Source organism: Bradyrhizobium sp. NBAIM03, from assembly GCF_020194055.1.
Lineage (GTDB): Bacteria > Pseudomonadota > Alphaproteobacteria > Rhizobiales > Xanthobacteraceae > Bradyrhizobium > Bradyrhizobium yuanmingense.
On sequence record NZ_JADYVS010000003.1, the window covers coordinates 199,330 to 217,181 of the forward strand.

Below are 17,852 nucleotides of genomic sequence, written 5' to 3' on the forward strand. Positions count from 1 at the left end.
GAATACCATAAGTTCCCGCTGCCGAAGCGGGCGGCTGATTTCCGAAAATGCTAAGTCGAGTTTGCTCCGTCGGGCAAAACAGGGCTATATTGCCATCATCGGCCTACCTGATGCTGACGAACATGCCCCAGGCGGCGGCCAGCGCCGCGCCGGTGAAGAGAACCACCGGGTTGTCGCAGAACGTGCCGCCGTAGCTGCACACGTCCGCGCCGAATTGGCCGAGCTCATGACGGCTGGCGGAATAGAACAGTCCCGACAGCACCAGCAATGCAGCGGCGACGTAATACATCGAAGGTCTCTCCGGCTTGCCCCGTCCAGGCGACATGTCCCAGCATGAGGCGAAGAGATTTCACTTCGGCCAATCCGCTTTGCGGCATTTGAGATAAAGTTTGACCCGTCGGGCAAAACACCGGCAAGATGGCACCATCGACGCGCGCAGGCGTCACGATGACAAAAAGGCCCCGCATCGCGGGGCCTTTGTCGTGTCAGAGTTTGCTGCCCTATCGCCGCGAGCCTACGCCGTAGAGTTCGCGCTCGCGGACGACATCCTCCGGCGACAATGGCGGGCTTGCGGCGTCGAAGTCGGTCCAGCCGGACTTCTGCCATGCGGCGCTGCGCTCCTGAAGGTTGACCGATCGCTCGTGCAGAAGCGCATCGAGGCGCGCGCGGTCCTGGTCCGGCACCCTCGCGGACACCAGCGTGCCGCCGCGGCGGACGCCCTCGGCATAACGCGATGCGTCTTCCCTGGAGACGCCGGCCTCGGTCAGGGCGCCGATGATTCCGCCGGTGGCCGCGCCGGCAGCCGCGCCGGCCGCGGTCGAGGCGAGCCATCCGGCCGCGACCACCGGGCCGAGGCCGGGGATGGCGAGCAAGCCGAGACCTGCGAGCAGGCCGGCGGCGCCGCCGAGCCCGGCGCCGATGCCGGCACCCGTGCCGGCGCCTTCGGCGCGATCATCGGTGCCGTCGCGGTCACGATCGACCTTGCCGGAGCGTGAGCCGTACCAATTGTCCGAATTGTTGGCGACGAGGCTGATGTCGGAATGCGGCACGCCGGCGCTTTCGAGCCGGGTCACGGCCCGCTCGGCATCGGCGTAATTGTCGTACAGGCGAGAGATGGTCGTCGTCATGTCTGGATCTCCTGATGTCGCGAATGACTTGCGCGATGACTTGCGCGAATTACTTGGCGGGGTTGACGTTGCCCTGGAAGTCGACGCTGACGTCGGTCTTGGTGCCGGCCTTGTCGGCCTTGCCGCGCCAGACGCCGTTGTCGTCCTTCTGGAGGCCGGAGACGTTGGAATAGCCCGCGCCCTCGATCCGCGATTTCGCCTGTCCCTCGGTGAAGCTGTTGCGGCCCGCGACCGGCGCGTTGGAGTTGTTCTGGTCGGAGCTGTTCACGGCGTTGTTGCCCGGCCCGCTTTGCGCCGGCTGCGATTGGGCGCCCGCGGGCACCGAACCGAGCAGCACCAAGGTTGCAGCCAGCACTGTCAGACGTTTCATGTTGTTGTCTCCTGCAAGTGATTGTGCGGGCGACAACAAGTGAGAGTCGGATTGGTTGCTATTGGTTTGAATGAGTTTGCTGCGGCTCTTCGGCCGCGGCTCTTTGGTCACGACGACGAGCGAGTTGCCGCCGCGGCCGCAGGGACATGCGTCCGCCACCTGCTACTTTGAAGATTGCACAGACTCGGCTTGGCCCTTGGTGGGCTCCCACGGCGCCGGAAGGATCACGCGGATGGGGCGGGCTTCAGCGGCGCTTTGAACCACGGGTGCGGCCTGTTCCTTGACGGGCTCGGCCAGCGCTACGCTCATCAATGCAACCAGCAGCGCCAGGGAAGTTGTCATCAGCCGCACGTCCAGCATCGAAGCCTCCTGTTTGCGTGCTAACGCAATCCCCCGGAGTTGGTTCGGGGGCGATGGCCGGGAACAAGTGGCAATTTGTCGGGTTTGTAGAACACACGCCTGGAGGACCGGGCTGCTGGAGGAGGACACGATGAACATCAAAGCGATCATTGCTGCCGCCGTGCTGACGTCGGTTGCGGCTCCCGCGTTTGCGCAATCGTTCTACGTTGTGCAGGACGTCAAGACCAAGAAGTGCACCATCACCGAGTCGAAGCCGACGACCACGGAAACGACCGTCGTCAGCGGCGACACCGTGTACAAGACCAGGTCTGAAGCCGAGGCCGGCATGAAGACCGTCAAGGTCTGCACCTCGAACTGATGCACTGAGAGCGAAAGTCTCACCCGAGCCTGCGCTCGAAACAAAGCCCGCGCGGAGCGATCCGCCGCGGGCTTTATTTTTGCAAAGTTCATTAGTGTCGGTCCGCCACGCGCGGCCAGATAGGAACTTGGTCCGTCCCGGTCGATTGTCGTCGCACTTGAATGACGGGTGAGCCAACTCCGACCATGCAATCACGCTATCCCTTGCTGAAGCGTTGGACGGCGGACGAGCATGAGCGGCTGAAAGCGCTGGCCGAAGCCGGACGCCGCCCCGACGAGATTGCCGCAGAGCTCAACCGGAGCGAAGCCGCCGTGCGGGTGCGGGCCTGGCAGCACGGCATCGCGCTGCGCGGCGTGACGCAGAGGCGCGGCAAATAGCGCGTGCTGGGGGCGTGGACTCGTCAACACTCGGTCAGCGGGTCGGTGTCTGCTTCACGCTCAAGGCGGATTAGGACACCAAGCGAAAAACCCGGAGTGTGAGCGTCCGGGCCGATCGCAAGTAAGAATTACAAGTCCAATGCAGGAGCTAAACCAAACCTCAACGGCCCTGTCTGTCCACTTTTGCACACTCGCGGCGAGCAACAAGTACAAGCTGCGTAAACAGCTCATGGACATCGCAATCGACCGTTCTTCGTGTGGTGCGCGTCTCGCAGGAACGACAGCGCAGCGTTTTCGTTGTGCTCGTCTTCTAGACAAGGAGGATAACGATCATGGACCGTGAACACGTGAAGGGCGCCGCTGACAAGGCAAAAGGCGCGATCAAAGAGGGGGCTGGCAAGCTTAGCGGGGACAAGGACCTCGAAGCCGAAGGCAAGATGGATAAGGCCAAGGGATCCGCCCACAACGTCGCTGGGAATGTAAAGGACGCAGCGCGGGACGCCTCTGACGCCCTCAAGAAATAACCAAAAAAGGAAAGTCTGAAACTGGCCGCCTCAGGGCGGCTTTTCCTTTTCTGCCAAGCCCACGGCGACGACGAAACACGCCTGAAACAGTGCTGAAACCAGATCGTCCTGAACTCGGCGCCCGCCGGGGCCGACCAACGAAGCGAAACGGAGAGACAATCATGATCCAGATCGGTTCGAAGGAAGAAGTCGCGCTGCTGCTGGCGCTGTTTGGAACGCATACCCAGCCGGCGCAGCGGCCGAAGCCGAAATCGCAGCAGAGGTGAGTGACGCCATGCCCGGTTTGGCCGAATGCCAGAGCCTGCTCCGGCTTCTGATCGCCAGGGGCGATCCCAAGGCCATCCCGCTTGCCAAGGGCGCCATCGACCAGTACCTGAACACCGCACCGTTAAGCATGCGCGGGCGGGGTCTGCGCGTGCTCCAACGCGACGCGCTCGACCAGCACGATGCCGCGGTCGGCGTGCAGCGCTCGTTCGCCGAGACGGTGGACGCCTATATCGAGCACAAGCTCGCGGAGGAGTGAGCCGGCGCGGCCCGATCGCGTGCCGCCCGGTGTTCCCGGAACCTGCTGATTTCCAAAGTGATTTTTTGCGGTTCTTTGCAACCTTCGCTTGCCCTCTGCGCTATAGGGGGCAAGAGGATTACGGTCATGACGCGATATTACTTTGACCTTCGCGACGACAAGGGAATTGCGCTGGACGAGGAGGGACTGGAATTGTCCAGTGCGCGTGCGGTTCAGGCCGAGGCCGCCAAGTCCGTCGCCGACCTTGCGCGCGATGCGATGCTCGGCGCGCCGCCCACCGGCGACCGGCAGGAAATGGCGATCGAGGTGCGCGATGCGAGCGGCCCGGTCATGCAGGTGAAGTTCAATTTCCAGATCGAAGATCTCAGGTCGCGCCCGCAGTCACGCGGTCATTGACGCGTCAGCGTCGGGCGGGACGGCTCGGGCAGGGGCGGGCAAAGCTGCTCGGAGTCCAGCACCGCGATCTTTCGGCCGAGCTGCCAGACCTCGACCTTGCCGAGCCGTGTGAACCGCTTCGCAAAATCGACCGCGGAGGAATCGGACGGGGCTTCGAACGCTTCGGCGGAGCGGAAGACGCCGTTCTCGCCGATGAGATAAGCGCGATATTGCATCATGTCGGCGCCCTCAGGCCGGGCGAGCGCAGCCAGGAATCGATCTGCATGGCGGTTTCGTCGCGGCGCGCCTGGCGCAGCAGCATGTCGCGGCGGGGGCCAGGGGCCAATTTGCGCGCTTCCTCGCGGCAGCGCTCCGCTTCGTCCGCGAGTCTCTCGCGCAACGTGGTGGTCTGTTTGAAACGACGCCGCTTCTGCATGGGCGTGCTCCCTCATGAGAGTAGGGCGGGAGCGCAACTGGCGTTCTCATCACCGATCGATGCCACGGGCCTTGCGGTGATGAATTTACCTTACGCCTCCGGCACAGCGGAGTCACATCATTTGATATGGTGCGCGGATTAATTTTCGCGAGAAGCTTGAGCGTGTTGAGCGGCTTACTCAATTTGCGCCGCGCGAGTCCTAAAGTTCAATATTGAACAGAAGCGACCTCTGTTAGTTGATGTTGCATCACCGGCCAAGGCTTTGTCCGTAGGCGTCGGTGGCTGAGAGACCGAGCGCGCTCCCGCCTGCAAAGTAAGGGAGCACCGCGATGACCGTCTATCGGCCGTTGCCAGCCGACCGTGAGCAGACCGAATACATGCGCCAGATCGTGCGCGAATGCCGCGAGCTGTTGAAGCAATCGCCACCCGATACGTTTCTGGGACGCAGGACGCACGAGCCTTTCCAGGGCGAGGGCGACGCTACGCCGAACGAGGAGCGTTGACCGTCAGCGCAATCGCGATGGTCGGCGAGAGGCCGGCCTGCAGGGTGCGGGTTTGCGCGGCGTTGTCGCAGATGGCTTGTGCAATGGAGCGCTCGCGGAGCAAGGCGAGGCGAAGCCGCTCGGCTTCGCGGAGGGCGGCATCGGCGCGCGCCAACAGGGGATCGTCCGTTGATCCGTGCATGCGAGGGAACGCGATGGGTTGCCGTTTGTTCCTGGTGGGGGCGCTCGAACCTGTTTTAAGCGATCACGTCTTCCTTCTCGGTCCCTCGCGCGACGATCTTCAGGGCGTCGTCTCCGAGCGGCCGCTGCAACGCACTCGCTTCGTCCCAAGGTGCCCGGAGCCACACGTCCCACTCCTCAGCGGTCGTCAGGATCGCCGGCATGGCCTTGGGATGGATCGGTTCAACCACTGCGTTCGGGTTAGTCGTAAGAAACCCATAGACCTGATGCGGTCCCGGAATGGGTTTAGACTTCGTCCCGCGATCACCGTTGAACGTGGTCCAGATGCCGGCGAACGCGTACAGAGGTCGCGCCTCCGCGAGCGCAAACCAAACGACGTCCTTTTTCTTGGTTTCCGGATTCGGCTCCGGCGCGTACTCGGCAAAGCTATTCGCCGGCACGAGGCAGCGGTGCTCGGGCTTGAGCCAGGCTCGCCAATGGGGTGACGAGGTGTTGCGGATGTTCGTGACGGGCGGCCCGCCAGTGCGGGGCGGCGGCGGCATGCCCCAGCGCATCATCACCAGCTCGCGCTCGCCGCCCGCGTCGCGAATGACGGGGGCGGGGTAATCCGGAAAGACGCCGGGCATCGGCGGCAAGTTGCCTTCGTAGCGACGGACGATGCGGAAGAGGTCGGCGATGGCCACCTGATTGGTCGTAATCGAATAGAGATTGCACATGAGTGGGATTGTCTCTTATCGCTCGCCCGGCCACCAGGTCGTGGGCGGTTGGCTGGCTGAAATCTTTGTTGGCCGCAGCGCCACAAGCTCGCTGCGCTTGTAGGGGTGCCCTCGCATCTGCGAACAATCCTTGCAGCGCATGTAGCGTTCAAGTTCGTGGATCGGAGTCGTCTTTGGTCGCCGAATGATCTCGAGTGCTATGGTCTGATTGGTATCGCAGCCATGACAGCGGACCTCGAGGTAGGGGTATCCTCCATTGATCGCATCGCCGATGGTCGGCGAGGGCTGCGCCGGTCCCTTGTAACCGAGCATCCGGCTGTTCCACGCCACACAGGCCAGCTTGTCAGCTTCCTTGCGCGCCTCTCTGGCGCGCTCGGCCGCCATCTTGATCTGAGTGCCGAAGAGATATTGGCGCGACTTTGTGGACATCCGGGTATCAAAGGCATGAGCCAACAGGGTTTGGCAAATTATCGATTCCTAGTAGGCGACGGAGCCGGCGAGCTACTGCCTCTCGTGGCTGTGGAAAACCATGCCTGGCCGTTCGCTGTCACAGGTCCTCCCGCAATCCCTTGAAGAATGGATGCCGCACCTTTCCCTCAGCCGACTTGGCGCGGTACTCGATTTCAGCAAGCAGTTTTGGCTCGACCCAGATACCCTTGTGCGCAATGCGCTTGGCGTAAGGCTGCGTCCTGCGTCGTAGCGGCTCCAGGCGCTTGCGCAGTTCGGCGGCTGACGTTTTGTCGAAGCCGTGGTCGACCTTGCCGGCGTAGATGAGATCATCGCCCTTGCGGCGGCCGAGATACACGCCGTCCCACTTGCCTTCATCGAGCGCGAAGCCGGCGATGGTCAAGGTTTCGCGTTGCGCGCACGTCGTCTTCGTCCAGTTGTTATTCCGGCCAGAGTTGTAGACGCTGTCGCGAACTTTGGAGACCACGCCCTCCAGCCCGACCTTGCAGGCATGGGCGAACATCTGGCGGCCGTCCATTTCGAAACTTTCGCTGAACTGCACGTCGGTGCCGGCGACGACCTTCTTCAGCTCGGCCTTGCGCTGGACCAGCGGCAGGCTGCGGAGGTCTCGTCCATTGAGATAGAGGAGGTCGAAAACCACGAGTACGATCTTGGAGGACGTGCCCTTGAGCTCATTCTGAAGCACCGAGAAATCGGTCGTACCGTCAGCAGCCGGGACGACAATCTCTCCGTCGATGATCGCCGAGCCTGCCTTGATGTGCCACGCGTCCTCGGCGACCTTCTTGAAGCGCCGGGTCCAATCGTGCCCACGGCGCGTGTAGATGGTCACGGCCTCGTTCGCCAAATGCATCTGGACGCGATAACCGTCGAATTTGATTTCGTGAATCCACCGATCTCCGGAGGGCACCCTCGGGACGGAGGTTGCCAAGGCCGGTTCGATAAAGCCCGGGAAGGGCGCCTTGACGCCGATCGCCGGTGCCCTTCGCTGACGCTGGGACGCCACTCAATCACTCCACGCAACAACTCATTTGATTCGAATCTTTTTGCGGGGATTCGTTCCGGCCTCGCGGCGCGACCAAACGAGACACAAGGAACAAACTGAATCTCCATTCGTTTTCGCAAGGCATGGAGGTGCGATATGGCTAAGGCGAAGAAGGCGACCGCTCGTGGTCGCAAGCAGGACCGCGCGCGCGTAGCGGGCGGGCAGGATTACGAGGTTCGTTACGAGGCGAAGAAGACCCGCCGCTCGGCCTCGGCGGTGAAGAAGGCGGTCAAGAAGGTGGGCAGCAGCCGGAAGAAGGTGGAGCGGAAGTTGGGCCGGTAAACCAACAACTTCCGCGGCCGTGCGCTGGGATCAGGAAGTGATAAGGTGGACATCATCAGGCGATGAACCGGTCGGGGAACCAGCATCAGCCGGGATGCATAAACGGTTTGCTGCGAAACTTGCCCGCCTGGATGTCTTCATTGAACGCCTCTGGAAGGTCGTCAGTATCGCAGACCAGCCCGAGTAGTGCGAATGATCGCCTAAAGCCGCATAAAAATAGGCTCATCGACTTGTCCACTGTCACTTGGTATTCGTAGTCGAATTGCTCGTGAAGGCTGGTATTTGCGCGCTGAAGAATAGGCGTCCGGCCCAGCACCGAAAGTATCTCATTCGGAATCTTGCCGTCTATCACTTGAACGTTGCTGAAAAATCGTATGACGATTACACCCTCAACCGGAACGATCCGCCCAGCGTGTTTGTAGTGCAGCGCGCAGAACAGTTTGGTGCCAAAAGCCCGCAACGCCTGCCAAAATTCTGGCTGACCAATTGAGATAAGCGGAAAGTCCCCGAGTGTCTGATAGCCGTCTATGGATCGCCCGGTCTCTTTAAGAAAGCGTCGGACCTCATTTGCGGAGAGCCGCATGCCTTTGTACGCTTCCGGGAAGGCGTAGTGTACAGCGGCCATGGCGCGACGCATCTCGCGATTTTGCGTCTCCGTGGTGAGATCGTTAGCGTTCATGATGCGGGCGAGCATCGCGACGATCTTTTCGTCGTGACGCGTGAGGTTGTTGCAGGCGGTGCAAGCGGGGAAGTTATAGCCGTCCGGCCATCTTCGCTCGTCGAAGATACCCCGAGCGGGTACATGATCTTCAGTTTCAGCAGGCCTTTTACCGCCGCAAAAGCAGCAGATCGGATGTGCGGCAAGGAATGCTTGTTTGCGTCGCTTTCTGTCCCCCATGCCAATGTCTCTACGCTGGGTTGCTGAGAGGCGCAATATGCATTGGAACGGCTACACCCCGGTTTGACACGTCGGGCAAAACACTGTCAGAATAGCATCATCGAGACGAGTTTGTTTTTGGCCCGCGCCGGTTTTCCGACGCGGGTTTTTTGTGTCTCGATCCAAGATTGACCGGAGTAATTTTCAGATGGATTTCCCCCATGACCGAAGCGGTGAACTACAACCTTCTTTCCCAAAATGCTCTCGCCAGGGCGGCGGCTCGCCGCGCCCTGAAGCAGCGGACGCTAACTGAAATCAAATCCTTGGCGCGGACGCATACGAACCTCGCCATCAAGACCCTCGTGCAGATCATGCGCGACAAGGAAGCTCCCGCCCATGCCCGCGTGATGGCGGCCAACGCCATCCTCGACCGGGGATGGGGCAAGCCGTTGCAGCCGATCACGAGCGAAGATGACAACCCCATTCGCTTCGTTCACCGCATCGAGCGCGTCATCGTGCATCCTGGCGACGACGTGACGATGGAGGCGCATATCGAGGAGAGCGTGCAGCAAGCGCCGATCAGTGTCCTCGGTAGCGTCGGCGCGGTGCGCGACGGCGATGCTTCTTACGAAGAGCTTTGGTTGCAATCGCAGGAGCAGGCATGAGCGACATACTTCGGAAGTTGCTTCAAACGCGGGTTCAGCCAGCGCCGAAACCCGAATGGCCGCGATGGATCGCCGAGGCGCTTGCATACAAGCCCGAGAGCGCAGTGCAAGTGAAAGCACCGCCCAAAACGGTCCCAGCGGGCCCGAACAGGCGAGATGATTATCGGGCGTTGACCCGAATAAGGAACACTTGAAGCTTGAGCCCGCAGGAGACCGCGGGCTTTTGACAGCCGATGTCGGCTGCTGGGGGCCGAGTGGACATCTTCTAAGAGCCAGAGCATTTCAGCTTGTGACCCGGAGCCGACCTTTGCTCACCACACGCTACCGTTAGCACCTGATGCGAATCTCAGATGCGGTTTCGGGGCACGCATCGTGACATGGCAACGCAAGTAATGGGTTGTCTGCCTGTCGACATCGCGACTACAATGTTTTCCTCGGCTTGCGACTTTCGGGTCTGGAGTCACATTGTGCATTGTGGTCTGATGCTTGGCATTGCCGTACTCGCGACGCTTATCGCCGCAGGCACAAGAAATTGTGCGGACGCCAGATCACTGGCGGAGGTGCGGCAGACCGGTATCCTACGCCTCTGCGCCAACCCATCCGCACTTCCTTATTCGAACCTCACCGATAGAGGCGGTCTTGCCGGATTCGAAGTCGAACTCGCGGAAGCGTTGGCGCACGAGATGGGATTGGAGCTCGGTGTAACCTGGGTTAGAAACGCCGGTGAACTTAAGAACTCGGATTGCGATGTCTCGATGGGCGCCGTCGCCTCCGCCGTAAGCTACGATCGGGAGGGACTTACCGGACCGCTGACAACCCATCTACCTCTTCGTTTTTCGAGACCTTACGCAGACAGCGGTGTCGTCCTCGTGGTTTCATCTCGATCTTCCGTTCGTCGGCTTAACGATTTGCACGGTCAGAAGATTGGCGTCATAGTTGGCACCATTGAGCACGAGTGGCTGGCCAAACGCGACTTCCGCGTTTCGGTCTTCGCCTCTCAGGAGGACATAATTGCCGCGATCGAGGCGGGCGATATCGAAGTGGGCACTACGAACCCGGTGACTATCGGCTGGTATCGGCACGAACACCCGAGCACGGCGGTAAGAGTACCCGACGGATACGAGCCAGAACTGGCACTGCGTTGGGGTGTTTCAGTCGGGCTTCGCCGAGCGGACGATGCGCTGCTTGCAGCGGTAGATACTGCGCTGGCGCAATTGGTCGAGCAGCGGATTCCAGCGCAGATTTACGCGAAGTATGGCATTCCCTATCTACCCTCTTCCGGTCAAGGTCTCCAGTGAGGATGCGTGCGACTGAGACTACAGCCTGCTCCAGCAACTCTGGAAGGCCTTGAGAGTTCTTCGCTTATTGGCCCATCGGCGACATCAAAGATGTTCCCCCATTTGGGCTCTTATAGAGGGAGAAGCGGACATCTGGAGCAACCAAACGAGGCGTACACCCCCTACGCGCCGCCCGGCCCGAACCACCGCGTCAGCGCCTCCGCAAGTCCGCGGCCGCTCCCGTCGCCCACCCAGGCCACATGGCCATCGGGCCGCACCAGCACGGCGCTCGGCGCGGCGACCTCGCCGATGGCCGGAAGCAGCCACGGGCCGTCGTAATCGGCATCGACGATCCCTATGCGCTCCGTCGAGAGAGAGATGTCGAGGCCGCCCGGCTGGCCGAAATTGAGCAGCACGCCGCGCGCGCCGTGCAGCAGCGTGAACAATCGTAGCTTCTGTCCGCCCGCCACGAGATCGAGATCGGGCATGCGGCGGCCGAGCAGCGCGTGGCCTTCGCCGAGATCGTAAGCGATGTCGAGCCCGCTCATCATCGCGCCGAGGCGCTGTCGCGGCTCGTCCATGGCGAGCAGCTCGGCGATCACCTCGCGCGCGGCCTTGCGGCCGTCGTCGCCGCGGCGGAGCAGGGCGATCTGCGCCATGGTGTTTTTCAGCACGCGCGCGGCCACGGGATGACGCTCGCTGTGATAGGTGTCGAGCAGGCTCTCGGGCGAGATGCCCTTGACCACCTGCGCCAGCTTCCAGCCGAGATTGACCGCATCCTGCACACCGAGGTTGAGGCCCTGGCCGCCGACGGAGTGATGAATGTGGGCGGCATCGCCGGCGAGCAGCACGCGGCCTCTGCGATAGGATGCGGCCTGCCGCGCCGCGTCGGTGAAGCGGGAGATCCAGGCGGGATTGTTGACGCCGAAGTCCGTGCCGTAGACGGCTTCGAGCGCCGCGCTGAGATCGCGCAAGCTCGGCTCGCCGCTGCGCGCGAGCTCGGCTTCCGTCACGACGACCAGCACGCGCCCGCTTCCCGTCTTGCTGAGGCCGTGGAAGCCGAGCGCGTCGTGACGCAGGCCGAATGGGGGCGCCTCGCGCATCTCGACCTCGGCCATGAGGTTGCTGAGCGAAGGTTCTGAGCCGGCGAAGTCGATGCCGGCGTTCTTGCGCACCAGGCTGCGGCCGCCGTCGCAGCCGACGAGGTAAAGCGCGCGCAAGCGCATCCCGCCGGACAGTGTGATGTCGAGGCCGCTCGCGTCTTCCGCAAAGCCCGTCACCTCGCGGCTGCGATAGATCGGCACCGCGAGCTCGGAGGTCCATTCGGCCAGCAGGCGCTCGATCTGGTTCTGCCGCAGCGCGAGCCCATAAGGATGGCGGGTGGGGAGATCGCCGATGTCGAGCCTGGTCCAGGCGAAGCCGGCGAGCTGGGTGATCTGTCCTTCGCGCAGGAAGCGCTCGGCAATGCCGCGCTGATCGAGGATCTCGATGCTGCGCGCGTGAAGTCCGCCGGCGCGCGTCTCGACGATGTCCTGGCTCGCGCGCCGCTCGACGATTGCGACGTCGATTTGAGCCAGCGCGAGCTCGGCGGCCAGCATCAAGCCGGTCGGGCCGGCGCCGGCGATGACGACTGCATGGCCGGCGGCAGTTGCGCGTTCCGCGCTGGTTCGGCCGCGCGAGCGTGACGTCGGAAGCGGGAAAGGCATGTCGTGACCCCTCGACTGGTTGTTCAGGCCGAGGGGTCTTACGCGATCACCGGGGGCTTGAAGCAAGCCCCTTGCGCACCACATATCGAGGTGGGAGATGAGGCTCTCGCCTGTTCGGCGCGTTGACACGTCGGGCAAAACGCCGGCACAATGGCATCATCGAGATGCGCGCCGCTTGTGCCGCGGGCTAATCGTCCTTCGCCAAATCGCCGGGTTGTGTAGGCAGATCGATGGTGCCGCCCTCGCCATGCGCGAGATCGCGGCCGTCGTCCGCCGTCACGTCGGCATCTTCGACGATCGCCTGCTGCGTGGCGCGTTCCTTGTCGATGCGCGGCTTCGAGCCCGGACGATCTCGCAACGTCTCGTCTTGCGCTGTGCCGGGTGAGGTCGTCTTGATTGTCATGGCCGGTCGCTCCTGATTGTCCAACGCGGCTCGTGCGAATTCGTTCGTTTGACACGTCGGGCAAAACACTGGCAGAATGGCATCATCGAAACGAGTTTGAGATGGCCCGCGCGGGACGCAATCCGCGGGGCTTTTTCAATTCAGCGGAAGGTTTTGACACGTCGGGCAAAACACCGGCATAATGCCATCATCGAGACGAGTTTGGTTCACCCGCGCGGAACGCGATCCGCCGCGGGTTTTTTCGTTCTCGATTTTGGAATCGGACGGCGGCGGCGCATTGCGGCCACGCACTCGCTTGATAACGCGTTGAGAGAGCGCCGATCGGCGCTTGCCACTGGCCTGATGGGTGCCGTCTGGCTTGGTGTCAAGGTGGTCCTGGGCAAATGAGCCTTCATGGCGCCGGTGACGTCGCCGCGGGTCCGATCAAGATCTGCTGCGCAATGAGTGGCTCATGTACAGAATTCGTATCGTCGATGCGTCCGATGATGACGTTGCTGAAACCCTATCTGATCTGCATCGACTCACGTTCTTCGATGCCGCGGCGATGCCCACGTTCGACCTTGGCGCGTGGTGGCTAGCTTATCACGACGAGGAAGCAGTCGCCTTCGCCGGAATTGTGCCCTCGACGCACGTTCGAAATGGCGGCTATTTCTCCAGAGTCGGCGTGTTGCAACGGCATTGGGGACGCGGCCTTCAACGCAGATTGATGCGTGTGGTCGAGGCGAGGGGACGGCGTATCGGATGGGACAGCATCGTCTCTGATACGACGGATAATCCGGTATCGGCGAACAACTTCATTCAGTCGGGCTATCGGCTGTTCGAGCCCGAGACCCCTTGGGGCTGGGCGCATACGCTCTATTGGCGGAAGTGGCTGCACTGAGCAGGTTTGCCGCCGCATGGAACGCGCCGTCTATCTAATGACCAGTACGCGTCTGGAACGTCCGAGGACCCGGCAGCCTGGGGCTGCCGGGTCCTTTTTGCGTATTGAAGCGATGCCGGCGTGGGACTTGCGAAGTCGGTGGCGCCGGGCTTTAAGTCTGCTCTTGCAGGAAATTCGGCGGCCATAAGCCGATGTAAGGGAGAGCGCGATCGATGCCCACCAAGCCTCAATTGCCGGTACGTGCCTCGCATGGGATGGGAGGCCCGACCGCGCTGGATGGCCTATTGGTCGTTGATTTCACGCGTGTGGTCGCTGGCCCGGCCTGCACCCAGACGCTCGCCGACTACGGTGCGCACGTCATCAAGATCGAGAATCCCGATGGCGGCGACGACACGCGCGCCTATGAGCACGCGGAGATTGGAGGCGAGAGCGCCGCCTTTCTCAGCCTGAACCGCAACAAGCGCGGCATCGCGCTCGATCTTGCCGTGCCGGAGGCGCGCGAGATCGCGCTGGATCTGATCCGCAAGGCAGATGTGGTCGTGGAGAATTTTTCGAGCGGGGTCATGAAGAAGTTCGGGCTCGACTATGAATCGGTCGCGCCGCTCAACCCGCGGCTGGTCTATTGCTCGATCTCCGCCTACGGACGCAGCGGACCGTTTGCCTCCCGGCCAGGCTTCGATCCGATCACCCAGGCGGAAAGCGGCTTCATGTCGCTTAATGGATTTGCCGACGGCCCGGCGGTTCGCACCGGCCCGCCAATTGTCGACATGGCGACGGGGATGTCCGCCTGCAATGCCATCCTGCTGGCGCTGCTCGCGCGGGAGCGGCTCGGCCGGGGGCAGCATGTCGAAGTTGCCCTGTTCGACGTCGCAATGGGAATGACCGGTTTCTACGGCATGGCCTATCTCATCAACGGCGAAAACCCCGGCCGGTTCGGCAATTCGCCGAGCGGGTCTCCAACCGTCGGCGTCTACGAGGCCTCAGATGGGCCGCTCTACATGGCCTGCGCCAACGACCGGCTCTACCGCAGGCTTGTGGTCGAGCTGCTGAATCGGCCCGATCTCATCACCGATCCGCGGTTTGCGACGCGCAAAGCCCGCTCGGAGAACAAGGAGCTCCTGCGGGCAGCCATCGCCGAAGTCTTCGCCAGCGATACGCTCGAAAACTGGATGGCGAAGATGAAGCTGGCAAATATCCCCGTCGGCTATCTCCGGACGGTCGAGGAGGGCTTCAACGCCCCCGAGGCTCGCGAGCGCCATCGCTTGAACCGGATTCCGCATCCGACAGCCGAGTGGGTGCCCAACATCGAGCCACCGATTACGATGAGCCTGACAGCCGCGGTCGACCCCGTCGCGGCACCTCTTTTGGGCGAGCATACCAAGCAGATCCTGCAAGATACGCTCGGCTACGACGAACGTCGGATCGCGGATTTTGGCGAGAAGGGCGCCTTTGGCCCGGTCAAGCCTCCAAGGTCGACTTGAGGCACTGGCTCGGCTTGATTTGGCGAAGGTCCCGCCGCATAAATGTGTGAAAGCGAGGGACACGAATGGCGCCTGGCCAGGAGCCGAGCATGACCCAGCCCGCAGGCTTGCAAGCCGGCGGTGAGATCTATGCGTCAATGATCGCGAGGGCCCGGGCGCTTCTGCCGCGACTCCGTGAGCGGGCGGCACGGACGGAGGAGCTGCGGCATCTTCCGGCGGAAACCGAAAAGGATCTCCACGATGCCGGCCTGTTCCGGATGCTGCAACCGGCCCGGATTGGTGGCGCTGAGCTCGACTATGTCGCCCTCGTCGATTGCGCTGAGCTGCTCGGGCAGGCGGATGCGTCGGTTGCCTGGAATCTCGCCAATCTGGCGAGCCATCACTGGATGCTCGGCATGTTCCAGCCGAAGGCGCAGGATCTGGTCTGGGGCCGCAATCCGGATACTTTGATCGCGTCCTCGTTCATTTTCCCCGCCGGACGCGCCACGCGGGTCAAGGGCGGATACCAGTTGCATGGCAGTTGGCCATTCTCCTCGGGCGTTGCCTCCTGCGAATGGAATATGCTTGCGAGCGTGGTCTATTCCGACGACGATGCCGACGGCATCGAGTATCGAATCTTTCTGCTGCCGAGCGGCGATTACAAGGTGCTGGACACTTGGAACGTCGCCGGATTGCGCGGGACGGGGTCGTGCGACGTCGAGGTCAGGGATGCCTTCGTGGCTGACCATATGACGGTCGCCGTAGGGAACCTCTCAGGTGGCCCCACGCCGGGAAGCGCGGTCAATCCGAATCCTCTGTACACGCTGCCTGTCTTCTCGCTATTTCCTTACGTCCTCTCCGGTGTCGCGCTGGGGAATGCACAGGCGTGCCTCGACGACTATACGGAGGTCGCGCGTCATCGTATTTCGACGTACAACCGCGCCAAGCTGAGCGATTTTCAAAGCACGCAGATCAAGATCGCGGAGGCCTCGGCCAAGATCGACGCTGCGCGCCTGATCATGCGGTCGGCCTGTCTCGATGCCATGGAAGCCGCACGGCGCGGCCATATTCCTGACATGGCGACCAAGACCAGATATCGCCGCGACGGATCCTTTTCCGTGAACTTGTGCACGGACGCGGTCTCGATGCTGTTTGCCGCGAGCGGCGCGCGCGGGCTGTTCACGAGCGGCGTGTTACAGCGGCAGTTCCGCGATGCGCACGCGATCAACTCACATCTCGCGTTCAACTTCGATGCGGCCGGGACCAACTACGGACGGGTGGCCCTCGGCCTGCCCTCCGAGAATCTCACGCTGTGAGGTCGGCCGATGAATGACCTGCCGAAGCAGCCTCGCGCGCCGGATCCCGCCAATGAGTTCGCGAGCGACAGCTCGCAGATTGATCCTCGCGACTTTCGCAACGCGCTCGGAACTTATGCAACGGGCGTCACGATCATCACAGCGGCAGCGCCCGACGGCAAGCCGTACGGACTGACGTGCAATTCCTTCGCCTCGGTCTCGCTGAATCCGCCGTTGGTTCTGTGGAGCCTCGTCGTCTATTCCTCGAGCCTGACCATCTTCCAGAACGCCAGCCATTTCAGCGTCAACGTTCTCGGCGCTTCACAACAAGCGCTTGCGAACAAATTCGCAAAATCGTCGGATGACAAGTTCACCGGCGTCGACTGGACCCCCGGCCTTGGCAACGCTCCAGTGCTCGCCGAGAGCGTCGCCAACTTTCAATGCCGCTCCGTGAATCGCTATTATGGCGGTGACCATGTGATCTTTCTCGGCGCGGTCGAGGCATATACCTACAATGCGAAAGAGCCGCTGCTCTTTGCGCGAGGAGCGTTCGGTCGCTTCATGGCCGACGATGAGCGCAAGAACAGGCGGTAATGCGCCCCTAGAGCGCTTTGCGCTCTGCCGCCGAAAGCTTGTAGATCTCCAGCGCGTCCGCGTCCGCACCTCGCGCGGCCTTCGCCAGCCTGAAAAGCTGTCCGGCAAGCGCGGCCATCGGCACTGGCGTCGAAGTCGCCTGTGCAACATCGGCGACCGTATCGAGATCCTTGAGCATCGTGGCGATGTGGCCGAGCGGCGGGCTGTGAATGCCGTTGACCATTCGCGGCACGAACAGCTGGAGCGGGATGGAATCCGCAAAGCCGCCTGCGAGCGCTTCGGGCAACCGGTTGGCGTCAATTCCGGCGTTCACGGCAAGGCGGGTTGCTTCCGCGAGCACGGCCATCGCGCATCCGACGATCACCTGGTTGCACAGCTTTGTGGTCTGGCCGGCGCCGACCGGGCCCATATGCGTGAACCTGCGCGCCATGGCCAGCACATAGGGCCGCACCCTCTCGATGTCACCAGCTTCTCCGCCCGCCATGATGGCGAGCGTGCCTTCCTCGGCGCCCTTCGTGCCCCCGGACACCGGCGCATCGATCCAGCCCGCACCGTTCGCGTTCTTCAATCGCGTTGCGAGGTCGCGCGCTGCGTCTGGATGGATCGATGAGAAGTCGACCACAAGCTTGCCCGCGCCAGGGGCCACTGCCAGACCTTCGGGCCCGAAGATCACCTCCTCCACCGCCGCCGCATCCGTAACGCACAAGAAGACAATATCCGAGCTCCCCAGGAGATCACGCGGCGTGACCGCGCGCTTGGCGCCAGCCTCGACCAGCGGCGCCATCTTGCCCTCCGAGCGATTCCAGACAGCGACCTGATAGCCGGCCTTCAGCAGGCGTCGGGTCATCGGCGTTCCCATGAGTCCGAGGCCGAGATAGCCGAGCTTCTCGGTGCCGTTCTTGCTGTCGTCAGCCATAGGTTGCCTCCTTCTGTCGCAGACGCCGCTTTACCATACATTGCGTACCTGCCGGCAAGATCGCCCACCTCGCATGGCTTGCCTGATTGTTTGAACCATGAAACATTTGAGGCGGTCGGGTTGGGGCGCCAGTCGGCG

General features: G+C 62.4%; 27 protein-coding genes. 13 read left to right on the forward strand and 14 right to left on the reverse strand.

Translation table 11 applies throughout. The annotated features are described in order from the left end of the window. Positions 1–103: 103 nt before the first annotated feature. The 4 genes from I6F21_RS05855 to I6F21_RS05870 form a co-directional block, all read right to left on the reverse strand. Positions 104–289, reverse strand: coding sequence for a hypothetical protein (locus I6F21_RS05855; protein ID WP_057028642.1), 186 nt, complete (start codon positions 287–289; stop codon positions 104–106). A gap of 211 nt (positions 290–500) precedes the next feature. Continuing rightward, positions 501–1,127, reverse strand: coding sequence for a hypothetical protein (locus I6F21_RS05860; protein ID WP_036028865.1), 627 nt, complete (start codon positions 1,125–1,127; stop codon positions 501–503). Positions 1,128–1,176: 49 nt separating this feature from the next. Continuing rightward, entirely contained in the window at positions 1,177–1,497 is a 321-nt protein-coding gene (locus I6F21_RS05865; protein ID WP_225175191.1) for a hypothetical protein, read from the reverse strand. Positions 1,498–1,659: 162 nt separating this feature from the next. Beyond that, positions 1,660–1,857 (reverse strand): hypothetical protein, encoded by a 198-nt coding sequence (locus tag I6F21_RS05870; RefSeq protein WP_225111970.1) that lies wholly within the window; start codon positions 1,855–1,857, stop codon positions 1,660–1,662. Between the two features lie 130 nt (positions 1,858–1,987). On the opposite strand from I6F21_RS05870, the gene I6F21_RS05875 reads away from it, so the two are divergent. The 5 genes from I6F21_RS05875 (at position 1,988) to I6F21_RS05895 (ending at position 4,035) form a co-directional block, all read left to right on the forward strand. Next, positions 1,988–2,215, forward strand: coding sequence for a hypothetical protein (locus I6F21_RS05875; RefSeq protein WP_024343260.1), 228 nt, complete (start codon positions 1,988–1,990; stop codon positions 2,213–2,215). Between the two features lie 185 nt (positions 2,216–2,400). After that, a complete protein-coding gene (locus I6F21_RS05880) occupies positions 2,401–2,592 on the forward strand; it encodes a Myb-like DNA-binding domain-containing protein (protein ID WP_036007637.1) in 192 nt (63 codons plus the stop codon). A gap of 332 nt (positions 2,593–2,924) precedes the next feature. After that, positions 2,925–3,116, forward strand: a complete 192-nt coding sequence (locus I6F21_RS05885; RefSeq protein WP_225182888.1) for a CsbD family protein — start codon at positions 2,925–2,927, stop codon at positions 3,114–3,116. A gap of 274 nt (positions 3,117–3,390) precedes the next feature. Further along, the gene (locus I6F21_RS05890) at positions 3,391–3,639 is read left to right on the forward strand and encodes a hypothetical protein (protein ID WP_225111967.1); all 249 of its coding nucleotides are present in this window, start codon (positions 3,391–3,393) and stop codon (positions 3,637–3,639) included. A 126-nt stretch (positions 3,640–3,765) separates the two neighbouring features. Further along, the gene (locus I6F21_RS05895; RefSeq protein ID WP_036043973.1) at positions 3,766–4,035 is read left to right on the forward strand and encodes a hypothetical protein; all 270 of its coding nucleotides are present in this window, start codon (positions 3,766–3,768) and stop codon (positions 4,033–4,035) included. Here I6F21_RS05895 and I6F21_RS05900 read toward each other — a convergent pair. Both I6F21_RS05900 and I6F21_RS05905 read right to left on the reverse strand, forming a co-directional pair. After that, positions 4,029–4,253, reverse strand: coding sequence for a hypothetical protein (locus I6F21_RS05900; RefSeq protein WP_036043971.1), 225 nt, complete (start codon positions 4,251–4,253; stop codon positions 4,029–4,031). The two genes, I6F21_RS05895 and I6F21_RS05900, sit on opposite strands and share 7 nt — an antisense overlap. Beyond that, on the reverse strand, positions 4,250–4,450 hold the full coding sequence (locus I6F21_RS05905; RefSeq protein ID WP_036007627.1) for a hypothetical protein: 201 nt from the start codon (positions 4,448–4,450) through the stop codon (positions 4,250–4,252). The genes I6F21_RS05900 and I6F21_RS05905 overlap by 4 nt, the downstream gene beginning before the upstream one ends. 329 nt (positions 4,451–4,779) lie before the next feature. Here I6F21_RS05905 and I6F21_RS05910 point away from each other — a divergent pair, with 329 nt between their 5' ends. After that, the gene (locus I6F21_RS05910) at positions 4,780–4,953 is read left to right on the forward strand and encodes a hypothetical protein (RefSeq protein WP_225182889.1); all 174 of its coding nucleotides are present in this window, start codon (positions 4,780–4,782) and stop codon (positions 4,951–4,953) included. Here I6F21_RS05910 and I6F21_RS05915 read toward each other — a convergent pair. From I6F21_RS05915 to ligD, 4 genes are all read right to left on the reverse strand, one after another. Further along, positions 4,931–5,107 (reverse strand): hypothetical protein, encoded by a 177-nt coding sequence (locus I6F21_RS05915; protein ID WP_225130319.1) that lies wholly within the window; start codon positions 5,105–5,107, stop codon positions 4,931–4,933. The genes I6F21_RS05910 and I6F21_RS05915 overlap by 23 nt on opposite strands. A gap of 82 nt (positions 5,108–5,189) precedes the next feature. Then, positions 5,190–5,849 carry an SOS response-associated peptidase gene (locus tag I6F21_RS05920; protein ID WP_225130321.1) on the reverse strand — a complete coding sequence of 220 codons (660 nt, stop codon included), beginning with the start codon at positions 5,847–5,849 and terminating at the stop codon, positions 5,190–5,192. A 15-nt stretch (positions 5,850–5,864) separates the two neighbouring features. Further along, a complete protein-coding gene (locus I6F21_RS05925; RefSeq protein ID WP_225130323.1) occupies positions 5,865–6,278 on the reverse strand; it encodes a hypothetical protein in 414 nt (137 codons plus the stop codon). 118 nt (positions 6,279–6,396) lie between these two features. Next, positions 6,397–7,320 carry a non-homologous end-joining DNA ligase gene (gene ligD, locus I6F21_RS05930; RefSeq protein ID WP_225182890.1) on the reverse strand — a complete coding sequence of 308 codons (924 nt, stop codon included), beginning with the start codon at positions 7,318–7,320 and terminating at the stop codon, positions 6,397–6,399. A 135-nt stretch (positions 7,321–7,455) separates the two neighbouring features. Here ligD and I6F21_RS05935 point away from each other — a divergent pair, with 135 nt between their 5' ends. After that, positions 7,456–7,641, forward strand: a complete 186-nt coding sequence (locus tag I6F21_RS05935) for a DUF3606 domain-containing protein (RefSeq protein ID WP_225130327.1) — start codon at positions 7,456–7,458, stop codon at positions 7,639–7,641. A gap of 85 nt (positions 7,642–7,726) precedes the next feature. Here the strand turns inward: I6F21_RS05935 and I6F21_RS05940 are convergent, their stop codons facing one another. Then, positions 7,727–8,539 carry a hypothetical protein gene (locus I6F21_RS05940; RefSeq protein ID WP_225182891.1) on the reverse strand — a complete coding sequence of 271 codons (813 nt, stop codon included), beginning with the start codon at positions 8,537–8,539 and terminating at the stop codon, positions 7,727–7,729. 200 nt (positions 8,540–8,739) lie between these two features. Here I6F21_RS05940 and I6F21_RS05945 point away from each other — a divergent pair, with 200 nt between their 5' ends. Next, the gene (locus I6F21_RS05945; RefSeq protein ID WP_225130331.1) at positions 8,740–9,183 is read left to right on the forward strand and encodes a hypothetical protein; all 444 of its coding nucleotides are present in this window, start codon (positions 8,740–8,742) and stop codon (positions 9,181–9,183) included. 377 nt (positions 9,184–9,560) lie between these two features. Then, positions 9,561–10,481, forward strand: a complete 921-nt coding sequence (locus tag I6F21_RS05950; RefSeq protein ID WP_225182892.1) for a transporter substrate-binding domain-containing protein — start codon at positions 9,561–9,563, stop codon at positions 10,479–10,481. 161 nt (positions 10,482–10,642) lie between these two features. On the opposite strand, the gene I6F21_RS05955 is transcribed toward I6F21_RS05950, so the two are convergent. Both I6F21_RS05955 and I6F21_RS05960 read right to left on the reverse strand, forming a co-directional pair. Further along, positions 10,643–12,166 (reverse strand): FAD-dependent monooxygenase, encoded by a 1,524-nt coding sequence (locus I6F21_RS05955; RefSeq protein WP_225142900.1) that lies wholly within the window; start codon positions 12,164–12,166, stop codon positions 10,643–10,645. A gap of 187 nt (positions 12,167–12,353) precedes the next feature. Beyond that, on the reverse strand, positions 12,354–12,569 hold the full coding sequence (locus I6F21_RS05960; protein ID WP_225130349.1) for a hypothetical protein: 216 nt from the start codon (positions 12,567–12,569) through the stop codon (positions 12,354–12,356). Between the two features lie 451 nt (positions 12,570–13,020). On the opposite strand from I6F21_RS05960, the gene I6F21_RS05965 reads away from it, so the two are divergent. The 4 genes from I6F21_RS05965 (at position 13,021) to I6F21_RS05980 (ending at position 16,798) form a co-directional block, all read left to right on the forward strand. After that, on the forward strand, positions 13,021–13,449 hold the full coding sequence (locus I6F21_RS05965; protein ID WP_225133174.1) for a GNAT family N-acetyltransferase: 429 nt from the start codon (positions 13,021–13,023) through the stop codon (positions 13,447–13,449). 212 nt (positions 13,450–13,661) lie between these two features. Further along, positions 13,662–14,930, forward strand: a complete 1,269-nt coding sequence (locus tag I6F21_RS05970; protein ID WP_225182893.1) for a CoA transferase — start codon at positions 13,662–13,664, stop codon at positions 14,928–14,930. 89 nt (positions 14,931–15,019) lie between these two features. Then, a complete protein-coding gene (locus I6F21_RS05975) occupies positions 15,020–16,225 on the forward strand; it encodes an acyl-CoA dehydrogenase family protein (protein WP_192893130.1) in 1,206 nt (401 codons plus the stop codon). Between the two features lie 9 nt (positions 16,226–16,234). Next, entirely contained in the window at positions 16,235–16,798 is a 564-nt protein-coding gene (locus I6F21_RS05980) for a flavin reductase family protein (RefSeq protein WP_225130355.1), read from the forward strand. Between the two features lie 7 nt (positions 16,799–16,805). On the opposite strand, the gene I6F21_RS05985 is transcribed toward I6F21_RS05980, so the two are convergent. Then, the gene (locus I6F21_RS05985; protein ID WP_225130356.1) at positions 16,806–17,714 is read right to left on the reverse strand and encodes an NAD(P)-dependent oxidoreductase; all 909 of its coding nucleotides are present in this window, start codon (positions 17,712–17,714) and stop codon (positions 16,806–16,808) included. Between the last annotated feature and the right edge of the window lie 138 nt (positions 17,715–17,852).